This window comes from Pediococcus cellicola (assembly GCF_001438655.1).
GTDB lineage: Bacteria > Bacillota > Bacilli > Lactobacillales > Lactobacillaceae > Pediococcus > Pediococcus cellicola.
The window spans coordinates 313,086-335,135 of the sequence record NZ_JQBR01000001.1; the positions used below are offsets into that span (position 1 = coordinate 313,086).

The 22,050-nt window shown below is 38.1% G+C and carries 18 protein-coding genes and 1 tRNA gene; 3 read left to right on the forward strand and 16 right to left on the reverse strand.

The features are described from left to right. Nucleotides 1–58 precede the first annotated feature (58 nt). Nucleotides 59–1,276: an ABC transporter permease gene (locus IV80_RS01530; protein WP_057748470.1), complete on the reverse strand. Its 1,218-nt coding sequence runs from the start codon at nt 1,274–1,276 to the stop codon at nt 59–61. Beyond that, entirely contained in the window at nt 1,269–2,009 is a 741-nt protein-coding gene (locus tag IV80_RS01535; RefSeq protein ID WP_057748473.1) for an ABC transporter ATP-binding protein, read from the reverse strand. Before IV80_RS01535 ends, IV80_RS01530 begins: the two co-directional genes overlap by 8 nt. 143 nt (nt 2,010–2,152) lie before the next feature. On the opposite strand from IV80_RS01535, the gene IV80_RS01540 reads away from it, so the two are divergent. The 3 genes from IV80_RS01540 to IV80_RS01550 all read left to right on the forward strand — a co-directional run bounded on the left by IV80_RS01540 (nt 2,153) and on the right by IV80_RS01550 (nt 3,955). Next, nucleotides 2,153–2,596 carry an HIT family protein gene (locus IV80_RS01540; RefSeq protein WP_147186292.1) on the forward strand — a complete coding sequence of 148 codons (444 nt, stop codon included), beginning with the start codon at nt 2,153–2,155 and terminating at the stop codon, nt 2,594–2,596. 2 nt (nt 2,597–2,598) lie between these two features. Then, a complete protein-coding gene (locus tag IV80_RS01545; protein ID WP_057748476.1) occupies nt 2,599–2,952 on the forward strand; it encodes a hypothetical protein in 354 nt (117 codons plus the stop codon). A 121-nt stretch (nt 2,953–3,073) separates the two neighbouring features. Continuing rightward, on the forward strand, nt 3,074–3,955 hold the full coding sequence (locus IV80_RS01550) for a peptidylprolyl isomerase PrsA (RefSeq protein WP_057748479.1): 882 nt from the start codon (nt 3,074–3,076) through the stop codon (nt 3,953–3,955). Nucleotides 3,956–4,004: 49 nt separating this feature from the next. Here the strand turns inward: IV80_RS01550 and IV80_RS01555 are convergent, their stop codons facing one another. The 14 genes from IV80_RS01555 to asnB all read right to left on the reverse strand — a co-directional run bounded on the left by IV80_RS01555 (nt 4,005) and on the right by asnB (nt 21,942). Then, a complete protein-coding gene (locus IV80_RS01555; RefSeq protein ID WP_057748481.1) occupies nt 4,005–4,964 on the reverse strand; it encodes a 3'-5' exoribonuclease YhaM family protein in 960 nt (319 codons plus the stop codon). Continuing rightward, complete coding sequence (locus IV80_RS01560; protein ID WP_057748484.1) at nt 4,954–7,617, reverse strand: ATP-binding protein; 2,664 nt, start codon at nt 7,615–7,617, stop codon at nt 4,954–4,956. Before IV80_RS01560 ends, IV80_RS01555 begins: the two co-directional genes overlap by 11 nt. Next, complete coding sequence (locus IV80_RS01565) at nt 7,598–8,827, reverse strand: metallophosphoesterase family protein (protein WP_057748487.1); 1,230 nt, start codon at nt 8,825–8,827, stop codon at nt 7,598–7,600. Before IV80_RS01565 ends, IV80_RS01560 begins: the two co-directional genes overlap by 20 nt. Before the next feature lie 94 nt (nt 8,828–8,921). Next, complete coding sequence (locus IV80_RS01570) at nt 8,922–9,266, reverse strand: YlbF/YmcA family competence regulator (protein ID WP_057748490.1); 345 nt, start codon at nt 9,264–9,266, stop codon at nt 8,922–8,924. An 80-nt stretch (nt 9,267–9,346) separates the two neighbouring features. Further along, a complete protein-coding gene (locus IV80_RS01575) occupies nt 9,347–11,497 on the reverse strand; it encodes a PBP1A family penicillin-binding protein (RefSeq protein ID WP_057748493.1) in 2,151 nt (716 codons plus the stop codon). A 180-nt stretch (nt 11,498–11,677) separates the two neighbouring features. Continuing rightward, nucleotides 11,678–12,136, reverse strand: coding sequence for an arginine repressor (locus IV80_RS01580; RefSeq protein WP_057748496.1), 459 nt, complete (start codon nt 12,134–12,136; stop codon nt 11,678–11,680). 78 nt (nt 12,137–12,214) lie between these two features. After that, on the reverse strand, nt 12,215–12,904 hold the full coding sequence (locus tag IV80_RS01585) for a Crp/Fnr family transcriptional regulator (RefSeq protein ID WP_057748499.1): 690 nt from the start codon (nt 12,902–12,904) through the stop codon (nt 12,215–12,217). A 93-nt stretch (nt 12,905–12,997) separates the two neighbouring features. Further along, on the reverse strand, nt 12,998–14,119 hold the full coding sequence (locus IV80_RS01590; RefSeq protein ID WP_057748501.1) for an aminotransferase: 1,122 nt from the start codon (nt 14,117–14,119) through the stop codon (nt 12,998–13,000). Between the two features lie 351 nt (nt 14,120–14,470). Beyond that, the gene (gene argS / locus IV80_RS01595; RefSeq protein WP_057748505.1) at nt 14,471–16,159 is read right to left on the reverse strand and encodes an arginine--tRNA ligase; all 1,689 of its coding nucleotides are present in this window, start codon (nt 16,157–16,159) and stop codon (nt 14,471–14,473) included. Between the two features lie 214 nt (nt 16,160–16,373). Continuing rightward, nucleotides 16,374–16,444, reverse strand: a tRNA-Gly gene (locus IV80_RS01600). Between the two features lie 79 nt (nt 16,445–16,523). Next, the gene (locus IV80_RS01605; RefSeq protein ID WP_057748508.1) at nt 16,524–17,237 is read right to left on the reverse strand and encodes an aspartate/glutamate racemase family protein; all 714 of its coding nucleotides are present in this window, start codon (nt 17,235–17,237) and stop codon (nt 16,524–16,526) included. A 5-nt stretch (nt 17,238–17,242) separates the two neighbouring features. After that, complete coding sequence (locus IV80_RS01610) at nt 17,243–18,499, reverse strand: carboxylate--amine ligase (RefSeq protein WP_057748511.1); 1,257 nt, start codon at nt 18,497–18,499, stop codon at nt 17,243–17,245. Further along, nucleotides 18,499–20,043 (reverse strand): UDP-N-acetylmuramoyl-L-alanyl-D-glutamate--2,6-diaminopimelate ligase, encoded by a 1,545-nt coding sequence (locus IV80_RS01615; protein WP_057748514.1) that lies wholly within the window; start codon nt 20,041–20,043, stop codon nt 18,499–18,501. Before IV80_RS01615 ends, IV80_RS01610 begins: the two co-directional genes overlap by 1 nt. A gap of 18 nt (nt 20,044–20,061) precedes the next feature. Further along, nucleotides 20,062–21,942: an asparagine synthase (glutamine-hydrolyzing) gene (asnB, locus tag IV80_RS01620; protein WP_057748517.1), complete on the reverse strand. Its 1,881-nt coding sequence runs from the start codon at nt 21,940–21,942 to the stop codon at nt 20,062–20,064. Nucleotides 21,943–22,050 lie beyond the last annotated feature (108 nt).

Here is a 22,050-nt window from a genome sequence, read left to right on the forward strand (position 1 = left end):
TCAAAATTTCTTTAAAAATTCCAGTACCAACTAATTCTATAGATTGTGCCCACAAGCGTCAAGAAGTCATTTTTTTGATTCTGGTTGGAAAATAAAGTTTTAACAACATCCAACTTTCTATAAACCCAATCATGAGGCTAACCACACCTTGAAGCACAGATGCATGTGCTATTCCAGCTGCCAATCCAAACAAAACAACTGTGGCAAGCAACAACCGGACCATGACCCAGTTAAAACCCGCCACTTGGATACTTTTTTGAATCGGATAGAGATGCGTAAACACATTTTCTTCGTAGTTTATCAACAATGGCAATAGCTGAAAACTAATTAAGTAAACAAATAAAATTTGTAAGAATAACGATAAATACAAATTGGAAATAAAAATAAGCAACACCATCCCCAACAAGGTCAATCGAAAGTACATCCCACTGTATTCCGTGCTCCGCGCAAGTGCTCTCATGAACAAATAGACGTACGGATTTGAAGTATTTCGATCAGCCCACTTCAAAATGCCATCAAAATACTTTCGACGATGAACAGTGCCACGAATGTTGGGTACGTCAGTAAATAGGTTAAAAAATCGATAAATTCGAAGCATCCGCTGGTCTTCAATTTGAATAGCCAGCCGCCAGCCCAAAGAATACAATTGCCACTGTTTTGCTTCATATAAAATTTCAACGAGACATTGTATAACAGCGCCAATTAAAGTTATCCAAACGTTTAGATAAAGCCCACCTACAAACCACAAGATTGGTAATCCCCAGTTCAAAACTAAGGTGTGCCATTGATTTGAGCGTGAATTTCGATACAGTTGATTTAAAGCAAGAAACAAGCTTCCCAATTTCAAAATGGGGAAACTAAGTCCAAGCACAATAACTTGAAAAGTCAGAAAATGGACTGCAATGGAAAGAAAGGGATATAAAATTGCAAATCCCAAAATTTCAACACAAAAACTAAATAACCAACTGTGGAATAGAGCTTGCTTTAAATAGCCATGCATGTCATGTTCTCTAGGTAACAAAAAAACGGGATCTGCTTTTTGAAACAGTGTTGCTAAGCTACCTAACTGAACCAGTACAGCGAGACACAAAATAACCACCGGTGCTGACCACCAACTTGGGCCATCAATCGTTTTTAAAAAGTTAGAATAACCATACCCCAGGCCACCAACTAAAAACAACAAGGCAATCACAAAATGGTCATTCAAGACATAACGCAAATATTTAAGCATTTCCAAAAAATGTGCACGTTGCCTTTTTTTCCAAAGACTAGTCATCGTGCTCACCTGCCCTCGCTAAGCCAAGATAGATTTCCGATAAAGAATTTCCTAAATTAGGATTTTGATTTCTTAAGGATGCCATGTCCCCTTGCGTCTGTACCTGACCACCATGTAACAAAACAAAACGGTCACAGTACTTTTCAGCGGTATCTAAGACGTGGGTAGACATCAGCACGCCTGCTCCCGCACGTTTGCGCTCATCAATTAACTTCAGCAAATCATCCGTTGCCAATGGGTCTAATCCCAAAAAGGGTTCATCAATGATGTACAATTTGGCGTCTGTAAGAAACGCACAGACAATCATGACCTTCTGTTTCATTCCCTTAGAGAAATTGTCGGGAAACCAGTCTAATTTGTTAGCCAAGCGGAAAGTCTTAAGAAGCTTATTAGCCGATTCCCAAGCTTTTTTGGCATCTAACCGATAAGCCATAATAGTCAAATTGATGTGTTCTCTCAAAGTTAATTCTGGATAAAGGACTGGTAGTTCAGGAATATAAGCAATTTGTTTTTTGTAGGCTTCACTATCCTGATAAATTGTTTTGCCATTAATAGTGACTTTTCCTTTTTGAGGCGTTAATAATCCAATAATGTGATTAATCGTGGTTGACTTACCAGCTCCGTTCAACCCGATCAAACCAACTAATTCACCAGCACGAACTTCAAAATTAATATCTTTTAATACTGGAATTTGCGAGTATCCACCAACTAAATGTTCAATTTTTAAAATCATTTTTGCTTGCCTCTTTCAATACGCGATTTGAATTGATTATATCATGATCCACTTATTTTCACAGCGAGATACAGGAATCTTAGTTGGGACTTCCTCTTCAATGTTGTTATAATGAAGTTACTTAAAAAAAAGAGGTAATTCCTATGATGAATAAACTTGACGCATCATGTATTTTTTGCAAAATTATTACTGGTGAAATTCCAAGCTATACCATTTATGAAGACGATAATATCAAAGCCTTTTTGGATCTTTCCCAAGCCACACCTGGTCACACGTTGGTCGTCCCTAAAACGCATATCAAAGACATTTTTGCTTATGATGCTGACTTAGCAGCTAAAACATTTGCCAAAATTCCTTTGATTGCTTCAGCGATCAAAACCAGTAATCCTAAAATTGTTGGTATGAACATCGTCAATAATAACGGTACAGTAGCTTACCAATCGGTATTTCATTCACATTTTCATCTGATTCCACGCTACTCTGAAAACGATGACTTTAAAATGATTTTCGGTGATAATTCGAAAGCTTATACAGAAGCACAATTAGCAAGTATTCAATCCACTATTCAAGCAGAATTGAGGAATTAATTATGGCTAAAAAAAATAAACACCGTTTCCTTAAATTGAGTTTTTTAACTTTTCTTAGTTATCATGGGGGTAAATACGTTTTCAATCACCCGCATCCCGTAATTGACCTAAAACAAAACATTAAAGAGACTGTGGCTAGCGTGCATCAATTCAGTCAGGCTGTTGCACATTTAAAAACAAGTACTTCTAATTTACAACAAGCTATCGACAAAACACAGCCTACCATTCGCGCCATTCAACAAGATGTGGCTCGATTTGAATATAAACTGAAGCCACGTCTGGAGAAAATTGACCAACTCACACAGGACATTAACAACCAGCTTGAGGGTTCATCACAAACGAAAGATAAAAAATAGTTATTCATGAATATAGTTTGAATTTTTATTAAAGATTCTATCTCCCTTATAAAACGAACCTTTTCTATGGTATGATGGGTATTGAAGTTTTTCAAACAATTAAGTTAGGATGTGTTTATGGATGAAGAAATGGTTAATTGCATTAGCCAGTGTTTTCATGGCAGTGACTTTAGCTGCCTGCGGTAATAAAACCGTCGCAACAACAAAGGGTGGTAAAATTACCGAAAGTGCTTATTACAGTAGCTTGAAGTCAACTTCAAGTGGTAAACAAGTCCTTCAACAAATGATCTTGAATAAAGTTCTGGAAAAGGATTATGGGAGCAAAGTTTCTAAGAAGACCGTCACTAAGCAATACAATGCTTACAAGACTCAATACGGTAGTCAGTTCAAGAGTGTGCTTGAACAAAACGGCATGACCACTTCTAGTTTTAGACAGGAAATTCGGTCGAACTTATTGCTAAAAGAGGCTGTCAAAGATAACGATAAGGTTTCCAATGCAGAATTAAAGAAGCAATGGAAGACGTACCAACCAAAAGTTACCGTTGCTCAGATTCTTGTGGCTAAAAAATCTACTGCCGAAACAGTTATCAAAAAACTTAAAAAAGGCGAAAGCTTTACTAAGTTAGCTAAAGAATACTCTACTGATAGTTCAACTAAGAACAAAGGTGGTAAACTTTCAGCATTTGATGATACAAACACAACTTTAGATTCCAGTTTTACTAAAGCTGCATTTGCTCTAGATGAAGGCAAATATACTACTACTCCAGTCAAGACACAATACGGTTACCAAGTGATCAAGATGCTTAACAAACCTGCCAAGGGTAAAATGAGCGATCACACAAAGGCTCTTAAAGAACGTATTTGGACAGCTGATATGAGCAGCAGTACAAAGCTTAAGAGTGTTGTTTCAAAAGTCCTTAAAAAGGGAAATGTTTCCATTAAGGACAGCGATTTGAAGGATGTCCTTTCAGACTACCTTTCAAGTTCATCAACTTCTAAATAATCAAAAAAAATACGAGTTTGGAAAAGTAATTTTCCTAGCTCGTATTTTTTTATTCTTTTTGATGACTAATTCGCTTATAAAAGTTACGGCCATCCATCCCAAAAATTCTTTCAGAAAATGTTCCCGCTTTGGTGTGGCTCAAGGCACCAGTAACCATTTGAATTGAAGCATCCAAATCGTCCAAGTCATGTAAGACAACAGCTTCCAGTAATAACGGTTCAATTGGAGATCCATATTCTTTTAACCCATGATGAGAAACAATCATGTGACGCAACAACAAGATGTCCTCGCTACTATCACTAATTTTAAGTTCTTGGCAGGCCTTCACAATTTCGCCATCCATAATAACAATATGTCCCAACAAATTGCCCTCAACCGTGTACGTTGTCGAAACCGGCCCCGATAATTCAATTGTTTTACCTAAATCATGTAAAATTGCACCGGCGTAAAGCAACGAACGATCAATCTGTGGATATTGATCACTCACATTTTTGGCAAGACGCAAAATTGAAATTGTATGAAAGGCGAGTCCCCCCTGAAAAGCATGGTGATTCGTTTTTGCGGCTGGATACGTATAAAATTGCTGATCATATTTCTGAATTAAAAAGCGTACTACCCGGTTCCAATTTGGATTTGTAATATCAAACAGTAATTGACTAATCTCCTCTTTCATATCGCTGACTGTCATTGGCGCCTTTTTGGTATACAAGCTTGCGTTATTTGGCTCAGTCTCCGTCGCAACACGCATACTTAATATTTTTATCTGCGGGGTCCCCTTATAATTTTCCCGCTTACCATTTAGGAAAACGACTTTTCCAGCTTGAAAATTATCAATATCCTCTGAACTAGCATCCCAAAACTTACCACCAATATCTCCAGAACGATCTTCAAAAACCATCGAAAGAAAATCTTTACCATTTTTGGCAACGCGTACTTCTGCGCTTTTAATCAAAACAAAAATATTCAAGGTTTCATCAACAGCAAAATCAAAAAGCTTTTTATCTTCCATTTATAATGCTCCCATCTGATAAGTCGATCAATCGTGTCGTTTCGTTTAACGTGTCTTCAATTTTTTCAGCCGTAAAGTAAATAACTTGATGATGCCCACTTAACTCCATTAGGAGTATCATCACATTTTTTTTGCGCTCTGCGTCGAAGTTAACAAACCCATCGTCAATAATAATCGGTAGATCAATCAAGTCAGCCATAACGCTAACAAAGGCCAACCGAATGGCAACATACAGCTGTTCTGCAGTTCCTTGTGAAAGTTCTCCTACTTCATAAGTCTGATGCATCTGATCCGTCACGACAATCGTTTGTGCATCGAAATCAATTTTATTGTAACGCTGACTCGTTAATAAAGAAAAATAACGCTGCGCATTTGTCATAATTTTAGGCAAACGACCTTGACTAGCCACGAGTAACGTTTCGTCAATCCACTGAGCCGTAAGTTCATCAGTCAGCCAATCCTTTGTTACTGCCAAGATTTCTGCCTCAAGGTTTGCTAATTGTTGCTGTAAATGTGCATAAGTCTGATCATCGGCTAATTGTTGCATTTTGGTCGTTAAAACTGTTTTTTGTGCCACAATTTTTTCTTGCTTTTGTCGTAACTGCTTTAACTGCTGCATCTCTGTGTCTAACTCATTTTGAGCCTCACTTTGATTCTCATACTGCTGCATAGCATTCAAAGTCTCTTTTCCCAATTGTTGAAACAGTTGATCATGAACCGCCCGTAGTTGTGCCTGCTGTATTTGTAATTCTTTTGCATCTTGGAAGGCAGTCCAATTTTTTAAATGCACATCATTCAGGAGTTTCTCTAAGTTTGTCTGTACCCTTTTTTGTTCTTTTTTCAGCTTATCCAGTCGTTCTTGATAGTAATGCAAATCTTGTGTATCTTTTTGTACAGCTTGCTCGCTTTGTTGAATCGACTGAAAATAGGCGATAACATTTGCTAATTGTTGCGTAAATCCGCCATTCAATTTGACCCAAGGTGAAAGAATTTGGATGCGAGTCTCAAAATCTTCTATTCGCTGCTTGTTAACATTTTGCTGTTCCTGCACATCCGCCTGCTTTTTCTGGAGTAGTTCGTACCGTTCCAAATTATTTTGCATTCCCAGCCAGGTTTGCGGATCGCCAGTTAGTGCTTTTGTTTTTCCAAGTGCTGTCAGCTGCTCATCAAATCGATCACTGTCCTTATCCGCTGTAACTAGCTTCGACTTTAACTGAGCAAGATTTGTCGCCAAATCTTCTTGGAGTGAAGGTTCCTTATTCGTGTGTGGCCGGACAACATAACTACCGACAACTGCAACCAAGCCTAAGGCACTGACGATCAGTTTCACACCTACTGCCCAAGGTAATAACCATGGGAAAATCAAACAAATAATTCCAACAATCAAAAAAATAGTTGTTAAACGAAAAGTAGCCTTTTGTTCAGCTTGTCCGGAACTCTTAAGCAATTGATTTTGTAAAGCTACGATTTGGTCTTGCACGGCTTGCTTATTTTGTTCATTATCATTTTTATCGGCTAAGATGTGCTTTAGTTGCGAAAACTCTTGTTCCGTAAAGGGAGTGGCTACCGCATCTTCTGTGCCCAACTGTCGTTTAATTTGTGCCTCTTCAGCTTTAATTTCTTGTTTTTTTTCTTGCAAAGCCACTTCTTGTTTGGCAACATCTTGAAACGATGCTAATTGTTGAGAAATTTCAGATAACTGAGCTGCATGATCATGATAAAAGGCCATCCGCGCATCGCTTGCAACCGCTTGTTTCAAATTAGCAATTTTTTCCTGCACTTCATGGATCGTTTGTGTGAGTTCATCCACCTGTTGATGATCATGCTCGATAGCTTGTAATTCTGTCGCTGAAATTTCCTGCACGTCAGATCTCATTTGTTGTTGAGTCTCTTGATATTTTTGATAAGTTTTCCAACCGTCAACAACATGTTCTAAACGATCTACTTTTATTTGATAATCGGCAATGGCCGCTTGAATAGTGTCTAGTTCGACCGTGTTTTTGCTTGCTTCCCTAGCTTGTTGCTGATATAACTCCGTTTCGCTCGCAGCTTGTTCAACTTGTTGACTAAGTTCATCATGCTGCTTTAACAATTTATTTAAAGGACGAACTCGGCCTTTAGGTGCATACACCTTGTCAGCATCTTTTTCGAACTTATTCTGTAAGTTGATCCATTGGTCGCTACCAACCGCTCCAATTTTCAACACGCGTTTACGAAAATCATCTCGACTCAATTGCCGAACTTCAGCTAATTCACTTTCACCAAAACTAAACATCTCATTGAATAGCGTCTCATCAACAGCACCTAACCAGGAGTCCAGCATCTCATTTTTCATAATTTCTTGAGTTTCAAGATTCGTAATGGTTAATTTGCCACCATTTTTTCCCTTAACTCGCTTCAATAAGTATTGCTTTTGTGCAACTTCAATCAATAGTTCGCCGCCATATTTGGAACCATTTTTAGGTTCATAACGCAAATAACGATCTGTACCTCTTTTGGTCCGAAAGCCAAAAAGAATACTTAAGATAAACTGACGTAAAGTTGATTTTCCAGCTTCATTTGGACCCGAAAGTATCGTTAAGTTTTTCGAAAGATCAAATTGTTGATCCTGCCATTTTCCGAAGCCATATACTTTAATTGTTAGTATTTTCATTGTTTTGCTCCTCACGCCCCCCATTTTCAAGTAATGAAATTTCTGCTTGCGCTTGAAGTTGTCCTTCCTGGATATCTTGACGTAAAGCTCCAGCGATGAAACCATAATTTAATAGCTTGCCAGCAACCTTATCAATATTTTCTGTGCTAAATACTTTCTGCTGACTCTTCTGCCAAAAAGTACTATCCAACGCTGTTAGATGACCTAAGGGCTGTTCAGACAGGAGGTTAATTTCATAAATCCAGGAGTGACCATTTTTCAATAATTGCTGCTGAATAACCTCCAGCAAGCTATTATCCTTGATCCGCAGTAATACCGCCGTGTCCAAATTTTGCACATTTTTTAAATTCACATTTATAAATTGTGGCTTGTTGGTCTGAGAGAGCTCAAGTGCTGAGGTAATTTTTTTAATCAATTGATCAAAGGTATCACCCATTTCTGCTTCAACAACTAAGCTTTGCCAATCGGTCACAGAGGCTTCAACAAATTCAGCACTCAGCTGACTTCCTTGGTTAGAAACCAAATAAAAGCCCTTTGGACCAGCTTCATTTTTATGTCGTCCCTGTAAATTTCCAGGATAAATAATCGGTGGTTGTTCATTCAAGACTTGTCGTTTATGAATGTGTCCAAGCGCCCAATAATCATAATGTAAGTTTACAAGTTCATTTTTAGAAAACGGTGCATAGTTTGCTTCCGGTGCATTTAAACTGTCTAGACTGCCGTGAACGGTGCCAATTTCAAAATCACTTTGATTGCGCATTGGAAACTGATCTACGACATCTTCTTTAACAGCTTGCTGTCCATAGCTGAATCCGACGATAGAAACACTCGTTCCATCTGTTAACGTGAGATCTTTTACTTCGGGTTTTGTTGCAAATACGTGTACATTTTTCGGAAAATGCATAATTTCAGTATTTTTATTTAAATAGTCATGATTACCATAACTCAGGTAAACCGGAATTTGGCGCTCGTTCAATCGTTCGAATTGCTCGTTAACGAAAATATCGGCCTGAATACTGTGCTTGACTTGATCAAATAAGTCACCGACTAGCAAAACAAAATCGACGTTTTCTTGGATTGCTGTGGTCACCAAATTAGAAAATGCCTGGTAAGTTGATTGATGAATAAGCTGCCAAACTTTATCAGGAGCTTGTCGTAATCCTTTAAATGGGCTATCTAAGTGAATATCTGCTGCGTGAATAAATTTCATAAGCGACTCCTTGATTCATAAAAAAGGGCCAGAACAAATCACCGTTTGCACTAACCCTACTGGTATTAAAATACGTTTTTTTAATTAACTCTTTTTATTCGTGATACAATTCTTGAATTGGTTTAGTGATAATCTGATTAATGTCATTTAAAAGTTGATTTAAATTACGTTCTTTATCCATCAATGACTTAATGACATCCACATTTCCCACCTGACTTGCAATATTGCGTGCCTTGTCCATTTCATCATCACTTAAGTCTTCTCCGTTCATTTGCTTTTGTTGCAAATTAACTTGGACCTCTTGGAACTCTTTAAAAAGCTTGTATGCTTCTTCGTCTTTTTTCATTTCATCATATGCAGTTACCAAGTTTGTATACTCGGTTGTTTGACGGAGTTCTTCTTCCATTTTGTTTGCAGTATCGTAAATATTAACAGCCATCGTTTTCCTCCTAGATGTGTCACACCTTTATAGTCATATTGTATCATACCAACCTACGTTTGATACGAATATCCAAAAAGTTAATTACCGATAAAGTCCTTTGCCTTATCAATCCATTCACTGGCTTTTTCTTTAAACGAGTCTGTGCCCTTTGCAATTTCCTTTTGTGCACTAGAAGCCCCACTTTGAATACTGTTCCAAATGCCTGATGCAGAACCGGAACTTTCTGCAGCAGCCAAACTAGAAGCACTGCTCGTATTGAAACTGGTTCCAGCTGTATTGGGTAAGATGGTTTCCATTTCTGCTTTAAATAACCCGCTCATACCGACGCCACTTAAATTCTCCAAATGATTCGTTTTGGTTGTATCGTCAAAGCCTTCCCAAGTTGCGACAACAACGTCTGGTGTGTAGCCAACCATCCACTCGTCGCTTGTCGCATCCGAAGTGGAGCCACCATCTACTTCGGTACTTCCAGTTTTACCAGCAATGGTGTATCCGTAAGGTTTAGCATTCACACCCGTTCCGTATGAATCACTGTATACACCCATCATCATACTCGTCATTTGTTTGGCGACTTTTTTGGAAACCACACGCTTAGTTTGTGGCGTATTATTGACAATCGTTTTTCCGGAAGAATCTACAATTTTACGGATAAAGCCAGTTTGTGCTAGTTCCCCGTTATTCGCAAAAGCGGTATACGCACTCGCTAATTGGTAGGGAGAAACACCTGCCGTTAATCCACCAAGTGCCAGTGCTAAGTTTTTGTCTCCCTTATCAAGGTTAATACCAAACTTCTCTACTGAAGCGTATCCCTTTGAAACACCAATTTTATTCAGTAACCAAACCGCTGGTGCATTACGACTTTCTGCCAGTGCTTTATACATTGGAATGGAACCTGCATACTGATTGTTGTAATTTTTGGGCCGGTAATGATTAGTGCCATAGGACTGTAATTTATCCTGTAATGTTGAGTCATAAGAATAACCACTCGCAAGTGCCGGCGCATAGACCGCAATCGGCTTCAAAGTGGAGCCTGGTTGGCGCTTAATTTGTGTAGCACGATTAAAGCCTCTAAATACGTGCTTACCACGCCCCCCTACCACTGCAGCGACACCACCTGTTTTGGGATTAATTGCAATGGACGCTGCCTGAACTTTTGTACCATCAGACGCATTTGTAGGGAAATAGCTTGAATTCTTAAACTGTGATTGCATATTAGTTTGATCATTTTGATTGAGATAGGTATAAATCTTATATCCTCGGTTCATGATATCAGACTCAGTTAATCCATATCGATTAATTGCTTCATTAATGACGGCATCAAAGTAATATGGATACTTATAATCACTCGTATCCGAATAGGCATTCGTAGTCACTAATGCCGTGTTTTGGTAAATTTTTGCCTGTGCTTTTGTAATCTTATGATTTTCTGCCATCAAACTCAAAACAACATTTCGCCGTTGTTTTGAAGCCGCCGGATGATCATCTGGATTATAAGCACTAGGTGACGTTAGCATTCCCGCCAAAACAGCTGCTTGCGGTGCGGTTAACTGGCTGGCTGAAACACCAAAATAACGTTTAGAAGCATCCTGAACACCCCAAATGCCATTTCCAAAATAAGCATTGTTTAAATACATTTCCAAAATTTCTGACTTGGTGTACACATTTTCGACCTCAATCGAAAGAAAGAGCTCTTTGGCTTTACGTGTAAACGTTTGTTGTTGGGATAAGAACGCATTCTTAACTAATTGTTGGGTTAAAGTACTGCCACCGCCACTAATGTAGTTACGACCCATTACTTTATTCATGCCATACAAAAGTGCAGCACGCCCAATTCCTTTAATAGAAAAGCCGTACTCTTTATAAAAACCACGATCCTCTGTAGAGATCACAGCATCTTGAACATTCGTCGAAATTTGATTTAATTTAACCCATGTCCCCTTTTGTGAATAGAGGGACCCCGCTTTTTTATTTTTAACGTCATAAACCAAGGTTGGTTTTTCCAAAGCACTTTTTAGATCCCCGACATTAGCTGTTTTGGCTTGATAAGTCAAATAAATACTCATGACAAGGAAAAAACTTAAAAAGAGAATAATCAACCAACGTGTCAGTTGAAATTTATGCCAAAAGTGTCCAAAAGAAACCCGAAAACGTCGCCAATGTGGCGCTAAAAAATGGCCACCTTGTTTTACCCATTTTTTTATAGTGGAGAAAAAATTATTAGTATTCATGAAAGTCTCCGTCTTAAATTGAATGTTAGGTGTATTGTATCATAAAAAAATTGCGAGTTTTCTTATTAGCTCCCGACTTAACAGAGCCTTAAAAAAATTCGTGATATTTGGAAACACTAAAAAAGAGTAACACGAAAATTTTTAAAAGTGAACCACTCGAATTCTCGTTTTTACTCTTTTCTAGTCTGTCTCCAGAATTTTTGCCAAACGTTGATTTAACTGAGTTGCCTGTTTTTGATCAGGACTAAAAATTACAATCGTATCGAAGCCCGCTATGGTTCCCACAATTTCAGGCATTTTTGTGTCATCAAAAACAGCAGCAAGGCGGTTACCGTCATTCGGTGTTGTTTTAATCACATTCACAAATTGAATTTGATCAATTTTCTTGGCCGTTTGCTTAAACGTCTTAAAAAGGACTTCTGTTGGATCTTCCGTAGAGGTTTGAAAAATCATATAGCGCTGTTTACCTTCACGATCGGCACCTTTTACGATATGCAACTCACGCATATCACGTGAAATGGTGGCTTGTGTGGCATTCACACCATGTTCCTCTAATAAACGCATTAAATCATCTTGTTTTGTAATCGGTTGGTTAATGATCAATTCGGTAATAATTTTTTGTCGTTCATTCTTTTTCATGATCGCACTTCGCTTCCATTTTAAGCTGTCTCAAGTATAGCAAAGTTTCAAAATGTCTAAAAGGCCCATGACCAATGATTATGACAAGTATTGTGGAAATGATAAGTACTTTCTAGAGTAACGCAGCTTCTGTTCGATATCCAACTCATGAATGACTTGGCTTGCTGTCTCTCTAGTAGTACCACCAATGCGTGCAATTTCTTTAATAGGCAAAGGAAACGGAATTTTCTTTTCGCCATCACAAACAACGCTATAGCGCTCATTTAGAATTCCTAAAAGTTGACGCACACGAATCTTAGCGGAGGAAGTGACGGTTTTTTGAATGAACGTTTCCCGCTCTGCCATAGCTTTTTGTAACTGTTTGATAATAAGTAGTGAAAAATGGTGATTGCTTTCCAACAAGCCTTCAAAAATTTCGGTTGTCACATATGCCACAACTACTTCTGACAAAGCTGTAGCTGTATAACAATAATAACTGTCGGCAAACATACCCCTTAACGGAAATAACCGATCTGGGCATAAGAAAGTTGTATAGGCTAATTCTTCAGCGTCATCAAAGGAATCAAGCTTTAAAAATCCTTCTTTAAGAAAAAATGCATAATTGCGATCATCGTATTGGTTGATCAAATTTTGACCCTTCGCAACTTTTTTGAACCGAAGCTGTGTTGAAATGACTTCACATTCTTTAGGGTTCAAAACCTGGCCTAATTCTGTGCGTGAGAGATAACGAAGATACTCTTTTTTTGTTTCGGGGTTAATCTTTTTCATTATTAGCCTCTTTTCAAATAGGAATTATAATATTTATATTATCTCAGAAGTTAGAACGAAAGCCAAGACTTTTCTTAGCTAATTTTTACATGCTTAATCACACTCAGCTAAAAATTCACCTAACTTCTGTAGTCCCATTTTTAAAGTTAAAGTATCCGTACAATAACCAATCCGGGCATGTCCGGGCATTTCAAATCGTGATCCTGGTACTAAAAGGACACCTGTCTGAGCCAACAAACGCTGACAAAACACCTCGTCGTTAATTTTTAATTTAATTTTGACACAAGCTGTCGAAACCTGTTCCGGCATAATAATCTCTAACTTTTCTTGTGCGGCAACCCACTCTTTTAAAATTTTGTGATTACGCTGCACTAATTCTGCATTTCGTTTTAAAATTTTATGCCGGTTTTTCAAAACTAAACAAGCTAAAGAATCATTCACAACGCCGCCGGAAATCATCGTGTAATCGCGATATTTTCGAAAAACATCTGCTAAAGCGTGAGAACGGGTCGCAACCCAACCAATGCGTAACCCAGGAACCGAATACGTTTTGGAAAGACTATTAACAGAAATTCCCTTTTCATACAAATCAACAATATTAGGAAACTGATCAATTTTGTCAACCGGTTGATAGACCTCATCCGCTAAAACATAGGCTCCCACTTTCTTGGCCAGTGAAACGACTTGCTTTAATAATGGCTTGCTGAGGAGGCTTCCCGTAGGATTTTGTGCATTATTTAAACAAATCATTTTGGTCTTAGGTGAGATCAATTCTTCAAGCTGTGTGATGTCTGGTTGCCAGTTTAAATCTTCTCTTATTTGCCATTGATCGACCTTAACCCCTAAAGATTTAGGTAAATCATATAATTGCTGATAACTAGGATATAAGGAGATAATATGATCACCCGGATTTAGTAAGCTAAACAAGGCTAAAAAGTTACCACCAGTTGCACCGTTGGTTTGTAAAATATTTTCTGGGGTCACATGCTGATATAGTTCTGCCACTAAACGCTTAAATTCCGGTGAACCTTCAATCCATCCGTAATTTAATTTGGTATCCAAATACTTCGTGAACAACTCAGATGGATTTTGATCTTCAAATTCAAGCAACTCTCCTAGTGTTAAGGAACTGATTGTACTTTGTGAGATATCAAATTGTGCTTTCTTTTCATTTTGGTTTAACCATTCTTCAACACCAAAACCTTTAATTTCCATATTTATGACCTCCCTTTCTTAAACTCAACTAATATCTCAACAAGATACATTGTAACAGGTCTCAATATTACGAGTCGTCGGATTCCGTCTTTTGAAATGAGAAATTCTTTGCATTTTATTTCTAAAGAAAGGAGGCTGGGGAAAACTCCCAGCCTCCTTCTGTCTCCGAACTTTAATAGTCGCTACCGGAAAAAAGCCAACTTCTCTGCTTAGCGACGAAAACTAAACGATTCAAAGAACAACTCATTCGTTTTCCTAAACGGTCATAGCAACTGAACGCTTTAACGAGTTTTGTTGCATAGACAACGTCGTATACTTGAAGTCAAAATGCCTTTTCCCACTTTTTCATTTTTACATTTCAGATGGTGCTTTTACACCTAATAACGCTAGTGCATTTTTAAGCACAGAGCTCACACTTTGCACTAATGCTAAACGGGCATTCAGCTGATCATCTTCAACTAAAACTTTTGAATTTGCATAATATTGATTAAACGATTTAGCCAAATGGAGCGCATACTTTGCAATAACTGAAGGTTCATATTCATTAACAGCTCGCAAAATAGTTTCAGGGAAAGCTTGTAAATACTTGAGCGTTTCCCATGCATTCGGATCAGCCAACACCACATCATCTGTCGCTACTTGTTTGTTGGCTTTTCTAAGGATACTTTCCGCTCGTGCCCGTGTATATTGGACGTAAGGCCCAGTTTCGCCTTCAAAACGCACAACTTCACTCAAATCAAAATCAAATGAATTCATGCGTTCATTTTTCAAATCATGGAAAATAACCGCGCCTACACCAACTTCATGCGCCACTTCATCCGCATTTTTCAGATCCGGATTCTTAGACTGAATTTGTTGTTTAGCTAAATCAATGGCATCATCCAACACTTTGTCCAAGAGCACAACCCGACCAGAACGCGTAGATAATTTCTTGCCGTTTAATGTAATTAATCCAAACGGAATATGGTGGACATCATCTGACCAATCAAATCCCATTTCTTTTAAAACGGCTTTCAATTGTTTGAAATGGTTAATTTGTTCTGCACCAACTACATATAAGGATTGAACAAAATCATACGTCCGTTTTCGATAAATCGCCGCAGCTAAATCACGGGTAATATAAAGAGTCGCACCGTCCGTTTTTTTAATTAACGCTGGATTTAAGTTATACTTATCCAAATCTACAATCTCAGCACCTTGACTTTCTTTTAAGAGATTGTGATCCTCTAGAATTTGAACAACTTCATCCATTTTATCGTTATAAAAAGCTTCACCTTTGTAGGAATCAAAGGTAATTCCCAACTTATCATAAATATGCTTAAATGATTGGAGAGAAACTGATCGGAACCACTGCCATAACTTGGTAGCTTCCTCATCCCCATCTTCTAACTTTTTGAACCATTTACGAGCTTCGTCATCTAATTCAGGATGTGCTTTATCTTCCTTATGGAAACGCACATAATACTCAAGTAGTTTATTGATTGGATCAGCTTTAACTTCTTCTTCACTACCCCAAAGTTTGTACGCCTCAATTAGCTTACCAAATTGCGTTCCCCAATCACCAAGATGATTAATCTTAACAGGTTGATAACCAGTTTTAGCCAATAGATTTGCTAACGAATTGCCAATGACGGTCGAGCGAAGATGCCCCATTGAAATGGGCTTTGCAATGTTAGGCGATGACATATCAATTGGGACCTTACCATTTTGGCCCACCGTAGCATCTCCATAATGGTCAGCCTGGTTTAAAACAGCTTGTAAAACCTCTTGGCTAAAAGCACTCTTATCTAAGAAAAAGTTAACGTAAGGACCTGCTGCCTCTACTTTTTCATAAACGTCCTGATCAATACTTTCAACTAGTTCTTGAGCAATCATTTGTGGTGCTTTGTGCAGTGTTTTCGCTAACACAAAAGTTGGAAATGCGAAATCTCCCAAATTAGAGGCTTTAGGAATCTCGATTTTATCATAAGCAACTTGTAATTCCAGTTGCCCGTCTAAGGCCGTCACAATACTTTCTGCAACTTGTTTTTTGTAATCCATTATTATTTCCTCCTGTTCAAATAAAAAAGCCTCTTACAAATAAACACTGTAAGAGACGAGTTAACCCGCGGTACCACTCTAATTGATTTAAAGAAATCCACTCAATCTGTTTAATTACAACATAAAAGCACGTTCTCTAACGTTTCTGGTTCGGCTCTCACCACTCCGAACTCGCTAAGCAGAAATAAAATTAGATACTACTCCTTTATGGAAAAGCGGGCAACGGGAATCGGACCCGCGACGCAAGCTTGGGAAGCTTGAATTTTACCACTAAACTATGCCCGCAAATACAAAAGTAAGTATAGCATATCAACTAATTTTTGTCATGACCCATTTCGAGTTTATATGCGGCTTACTTTTGAATTTATTTTTGGTTTCTTAATTTAGATGCCAGTTCAATTGATTTATCAACCAAGATAGATTGTGAGTCAGCCACCGGTAAGTTTAATTCAGGTGCCAACTCTTGCGCATAAGATAATTCTGTACAACCTAAAATAACGACTTCTGCACCCTGTTGAACTACCATTTGCTTAATAATATTATGAAATAGTTCCCCATCAACACGATTTTGATTCTTGATATCATCAAAAATTAGCTGCGTCGTTAAAGCCTGAATTTCTGGAGTTGGCTTTATGACTTCCAAATCTTCTCGCTCAAGTTCTCTGTCGTAAATGCCATCAGTGGTTGTACCTTTTGTACCAATCACGCCGATGCGTTTAGCATCAGGAAATTTGCGTTTAATATAACGCACCGTTTCTCTTGGCATATGGACAATTGGTACGTTTGTAGCAGCTTGTAAGTCATCATAAAAGTAGTGGGCTGTATTACAAGCAATCACGAAAAAGCTGGGCTTCAGCTCACTTTGCTCTTGAATATCTTCCAATAAATCTGGTAATGGACTTGGCTGACTGTGATCCATCAAATACGTAGACCGGTCAGGGACTGTCGCGTGATTCACCAATATATAGTTAAAATAATCTTGATCGCGATGTGCTGGAGTCCGCTTATTCAGGAGACGTAAATAACTCTCTGTAGCTGGTGTTCCCATTCCACCAATAATTGTAAAAAAATCTTTCATTTATTTCATCCCTTATTTTCTTCAAAATAACGATCGAAGTTTTTAACATAATTATGATTCATCCAAGTTAATAAGGCAAATCGTTTCAAATTCATATCCTTCTTATCAAAGGCTGTCATACCATAACGTTTTTGTTTAATCAGCTGTAAAGCCGTCACCTTATCGCGATTGTCTCGCGCATACTTCTTAAATACTTTTATAGGTACGCCAAGCCACAATTGGTGTGTCTTTTCAGAGCGGTTAGCATAGACGGTCGGCTTATTTTTCAAATCTTGAGTAACATAGTCTTCAACCACCCATTTGGCTAAATTGTAACCATTTAAAGTAACAAAAAAGCTACTACGTCCCTGCCGTAAATTAATTTCAAAAAGTTTAAAGGTTTGATCACGAGAATCATACTTCAAATCAAAATTAGCATAACCTGTAAACTCGATTTTTTCCAAAAAGTCTTGGATTGTTTTATAAATAGTTTGATTATATTCAGGTAAGATAGCCACATAATTGCCGATCGCTGAAGGCGCAGCGTCTTCTAACAGAGGATGGCCTAAACACATCATTTTGACATGGTGATGTTGGTCTACATAGGCATTTAAAACACGCATATTACTATCATCACCGGGAATGAATTCTTGTAAAATTAAATCAGACGTATAACCATTGTCATATATTTTTCCCACAACATCATCAAATTCAGCCCGTGATTGAATCCGAAATGCTTTTTTTCGCCCTTCAAAATGAATATCTAACCATTCCACACTATTAGCAGGCTTTAACGCTACCGGAAATTCAAAAGGCTCCTCAATGGGATGATCACTTTCATACTGTGCCTTAGTAATAATTCGCGTCTTTGGATAAGGCAGGTCAAATTTATCACAAATTTGATAAAAACGTTCTTTATTATTTAACTGACGCAACAAATCATAATCTACGTAGGGACAAACAAACACTTTTGAAAGTTCCGCTTTGTGCTTAGAAATCAACTCAGCATAGCCATCTCCCATGCCAAGCAAAATGATTTTTTCGCTACGCCCCTCATAACGTTTCATAATCTTCTGCATGGCATCAAAAAAGGCTGGATCTTCCGAAAATCCTGGGATTAATTCTAAATCCACAATTTTGGTAAAACGTGTCGGTGCCAATTCTTTTTCAGCAAAGGCTTTAACCTTTTTCCCAGTTAGTTTATAAAACGACCGCGCCATTCCATAAGCGTTAAAATCGCTCCCTAATAGAATCGGAATAAAGTCTGTTTTTGATTCTTCCATTATGCCAGTCCTTTCAAAACATCTTTTGCAACTTTGGTATCCGTTGGCCAGGGGGTGTCCACACCCTTAACCTTCTGATAAGGATCCTCGCCTTTAGCTGCCAAAACCACCACATCGTTGGCCTTGGCCATGGTAATCGCCGTTTTAATCGCCTCATAACGATCCACAACTTTTTTCACCTGAACCTTTTGATGGTCAATATGTTGATCGATTTCTTCAATAATAGCTTTTGGATCCTCAAATCCAGGATCGTCCGCCGTTAATACAGCCACATCAGCGTGCGCACTCAATGCTAAGCCAAATCCTTTACGTCGTGAAATTCCCTTGTCTCCTGGGCTACCCACAACCACAATCATGCGGCCTTTAGGATACTGACTTCGTAAAAAACTAAGTAAGGCATTCATACTGGCGTAATTATGTGCATAATCTACGTAAATGACGCCATGCTGCTTAGAAGTAATGGATTCCATTCTTCCCGGAACCTTTACCGAGGCCAATAAATCATGCATCTGCGCGTAGGTTGTTCCTGCTAAGCCTGCCACCAGAATCGCACTTGTGGCGTTACTTTGGTTATAATCACCAGGCATACTTAAATCATAGCGTCCATCAATTTGCAAACCAGCCCCTTTTTCACTGACTGACTTAATTTCGATTTCTGTCAGTCGTAAATTATCTTGATCATTATAAAAAACAATATCCATTGGTACCTTGGTTTCAATCGGTACATTAGCTTGCTTAAACAAGTAGATTTTATCAGGATCAGTTGTAGCCCTCGCTGCCTGATAGACCTCTTCAAAGTGTGCTGTCTGCGCATTAATCACACAAATATCAGAATTCACTAACAATTGTAGTTTACAGTGCAAATAATTTTCAAAAGTTGGATGCTCATTTCGACCAATATGATCCGGTGTAATATTTAAAAAGATACCCACATCAAAATGTAACCCATACACTCGGTTTCGCAAATAAGCTTGTGAGGAAACTTCCATAACCAACGTATGCATCCCGCTGTCAACCGCCTCACGCATGTCATGAAATAAGTTTAAAGATTCTGGTGTTGTCAGATCTGATTTGAATTCTTGTTCTGGTTTTGGTCCTGTGATGCGATCAATAGTTGAAAATAACGCCACTTGGTCTTTAGTAACCGCATTTAAAATGTGGTGCGTAAAGTACGCCGAAGTAGTCTTCCCCTTTGTTCCCGTAAATGCAATGATAAACAAATCATTTTGTGGATAATCATAATACGCGGCACCAATCAAGGCCATGGCTTTCGAAACGTTGGTCACCACAATCCCACACATATTTTGAGCTTGTTCATACACTTGCTCTGCAACATAAACACTTGCACCTTTGGCTTGGGCCGTTTCTAAATAACTTGGTTTAAAGTTACCCTTGCAGAAAAATAAATCGTTAGTCTCTACATGCCGAGAATCGTAAGTAACTCCCGTGATCGTTTGATGATCGCCTTTTGCATTATTTACAACGTGCTTGAGCAGCTGATGTTCCTTTAAAATTGTTGTAATCTCGGCAATCTCAAGTGCCATGTTTTTCATCTCCAAATATTAAATCTGTGTACGATGAACTAGTTTACTAGTTGTTGCAGTTGTATTTTCTGGGAAATAAACTTCATACCATAAAATAAAGGTATAAATGGTGAAAATCTTTTGCATGCTTGATTTACCATTAATATGTTCCTTTAAAATATGCATTAAAGCTTCTGGTTTAAAGAATTTCTTCGCAACATCAGAGTTAAATGCCGTTTCGATACGTTTACGGTACTTATCTTCTTTAATCCAACTTGCAATAGGTGATGGGAAGCCCATTTTTTCCTTTTTAGCTACTCGTTCAGGAAGTTCGCTTTCCGCAGCTGTCCGCAAAGAAATCTTAGTTTCTTCCTTATGAATGCGTGTTTTAATTGGCATTGTTGCCGCAAATTTAGCGACTTCTTTATCCACTAACGGTGTCCGTACTTCCAATGAATTACACATACTCATTCGATCAGCCTTGTGTAAGATATCAAATGGCAGCCAAGTATTAATATCAAAATACTGCATTTGTGTCATTTCATCTTTATCTTTCACTTCATCAAAAATATGCTTAGTATACGCACCTGAATCCACATTAATGCTTGGATCCTTTAAGATTTCATCCCGCTCGTGCTTATCAAACACATAATTGACACGGTAATAACGTTCACTTAATGGCTCTGCACCACGTACTAAGAACCGCTTACCATGAAAACGTGGCATATTTTGAACGAGACGTGCTAACCCAGTTCGAATAAACTGTGGCACTAATTTTTGATACCGTTCAAATGGAAAGGCCTCTAAATAGGTATTGTACCCGCCAAAGAATTCATCAGCACCTTCACCTGAGAGTGCCACCTTTACATGTTCACGTGTCCCCTTAGAAAGGTAATAAAGCTGCATTGCAGACGGATTAGAAAGTGGTTCATCCATATAATACATAATGGTTGGCAAAATATCGAAGTAATCATCGCCATCCATGGTTAACGGTGTATTTTGTTGGTGAATTTCTTTCGCAAATTCTGTTGAATAGCTTAATTCGCTATATTTCGAGTCGTTAAACCCTAGAGAAAATGATTGGATGGGCTTTAGCTTGGCTGCCTCTGCTAAAACATAACTCGAATCGATACCACTCGATAAGAAACTACCAACCTCAACATCGGCGATCATATGCGCTTTTACAGAATCTTTTACAATTCCTCGAATCTTTTTGGCATCCTCTTCAATCGTCTGTGACTCATCAATATGGTCATAGTTGAATTTGTAGTACGTATGTGTTTCTGTTTTTCCATTTTTGTGTAAGAAATAAGTGCCAGGTAATAATTTATACACGTTTTTGAACATTGTTTCTTTTGATGGAATAAACTCAAAGCTCAAATGAATAGGTAATAATTTTTCATTAAATTCCTTATGAAAATTAGGGTGATCCAAAAAAGCTTTAATTTCGGATCCCCAAAGAAATGTATCGCCATCGTCATAATAATAAAGAGGCTTAATTCCAAAATGATCTCGGGCACCGAAAACTTCTTTTTTCTCCATATCATAAATAACAAACGCGTACATCCCACGCAACTTTTGCAACAAGTCTGGGCCCCAAGCATCATAACCGTGGATCAAGACTTCAGAATCCACATCAGTCTGAAAAACATAACCTAATTTTTTAAGTTCTGTTCGTATTTCTTTATAATTATAGATTTCACCATTAAACGTTAAAACTTTAGTTTTGGTTGAATTTAGCATTGGCTGTTTCCCATGTGCTAAATCAATAATCGATAGGCGTCTAAAGCCTAATGAGGCAGTTTCGTCTTGGAAATAAGCCTCATCATCGGGACCACGATGTTTAATCCGATCCGCCATTGATTTGATGACATCAGAATCGACATCGGTTTGGTTAAGATACCCCACAAATCCACACATTTTAATAGACCCCTTTTATTTTAGTCATATAGTTAGTCAAGGTACGATTTTAACCATAAAACGATAAAACCGTAACAGAAATATTTTACCAAATTTAAGCCTAGAATA

Coding starts and splice junctions, on each gene's coding strand:
- IV80_RS01550 (WP_057748479.1), top strand. CDS start 3,074: ATGAAGAAATGGTTAATTGCATTAGCCAGTGTTTTCATGGCAGTGACT.
- IV80_RS01535 (WP_057748473.1), bottom strand. CDS start 2,009: ATGATTTTAAAAATTGAACATTTAGTTGGTGGATACTCGCAAATTCCA.
- IV80_RS01570 (WP_057748490.1), bottom strand. CDS start 9,266: ATGGCTGTTAATATTTACGATACTGCAAACAAAATGGAAGAAGAACTC.
- asnB (WP_057748517.1), bottom strand. CDS start 21,942: ATGTGTGGATTTGTGGGGTATCTTAACCAAACCGATGTCGATTCTGAT.
- IV80_RS01610 (WP_057748511.1), bottom strand. CDS start 18,499: ATGGAAGAATCAAAAACAGACTTTATTCCGATTCTATTAGGGAGCGAT.
- IV80_RS01580 (WP_057748496.1), bottom strand. CDS start 12,136: ATGAAAAAGAATGAACGACAAAAAATTATTACCGAATTGATCATTAAC.
- IV80_RS01545 (WP_057748476.1), top strand. CDS start 2,599: ATGGCTAAAAAAAATAAACACCGTTTCCTTAAATTGAGTTTTTTAACT.
- IV80_RS01540 (WP_147186292.1), top strand. CDS start 2,153: ATGATGAATAAACTTGACGCATCATGTATTTTTTGCAAAATTATTACT.
- IV80_RS01575 (WP_057748493.1), bottom strand. CDS start 11,497: ATGAATACTAATAATTTTTTCTCCACTATAAAAAAATGGGTAAAACAA.
- argS (WP_057748505.1), bottom strand. CDS start 16,159: ATGGATTACAAAAAACAAGTTGCAGAAAGTATTGTGACGGCCTTAGAC.
- IV80_RS01555 (WP_057748481.1), bottom strand. CDS start 4,964: ATGGAAGATAAAAAGCTTTTTGATTTTGCTGTTGATGAAACCTTGAAT.
- IV80_RS01590 (WP_057748501.1), bottom strand. CDS start 14,119: ATGGAAATTAAAGGTTTTGGTGTTGAAGAATGGTTAAACCAAAATGAA.
- IV80_RS01530 (WP_057748470.1), bottom strand. CDS start 1,276: ATGACTAGTCTTTGGAAAAAAAGGCAACGTGCACATTTTTTGGAAATG.
- IV80_RS01585 (WP_057748499.1), bottom strand. CDS start 12,904: ATGAAAAAGATTAACCCCGAAACAAAAAAAGAGTATCTTCGTTATCTC.
- IV80_RS01615 (WP_057748514.1), bottom strand. CDS start 20,043: ATGGCACTTGAGATTGCCGAGATTACAACAATTTTAAAGGAACATCAG.
- IV80_RS01565 (WP_057748487.1), bottom strand. CDS start 8,827: ATGAAATTTATTCACGCAGCAGATATTCACTTAGATAGCCCATTTAAA.
- IV80_RS01605 (WP_057748508.1), bottom strand. CDS start 17,237: ATGAAAGATTTTTTTACAATTATTGGTGGAATGGGAACACCAGCTACA.
- IV80_RS01560 (WP_057748484.1), bottom strand. CDS start 7,617: ATGAAAATACTAACAATTAAAGTATATGGCTTCGGAAAATGGCAGGAT.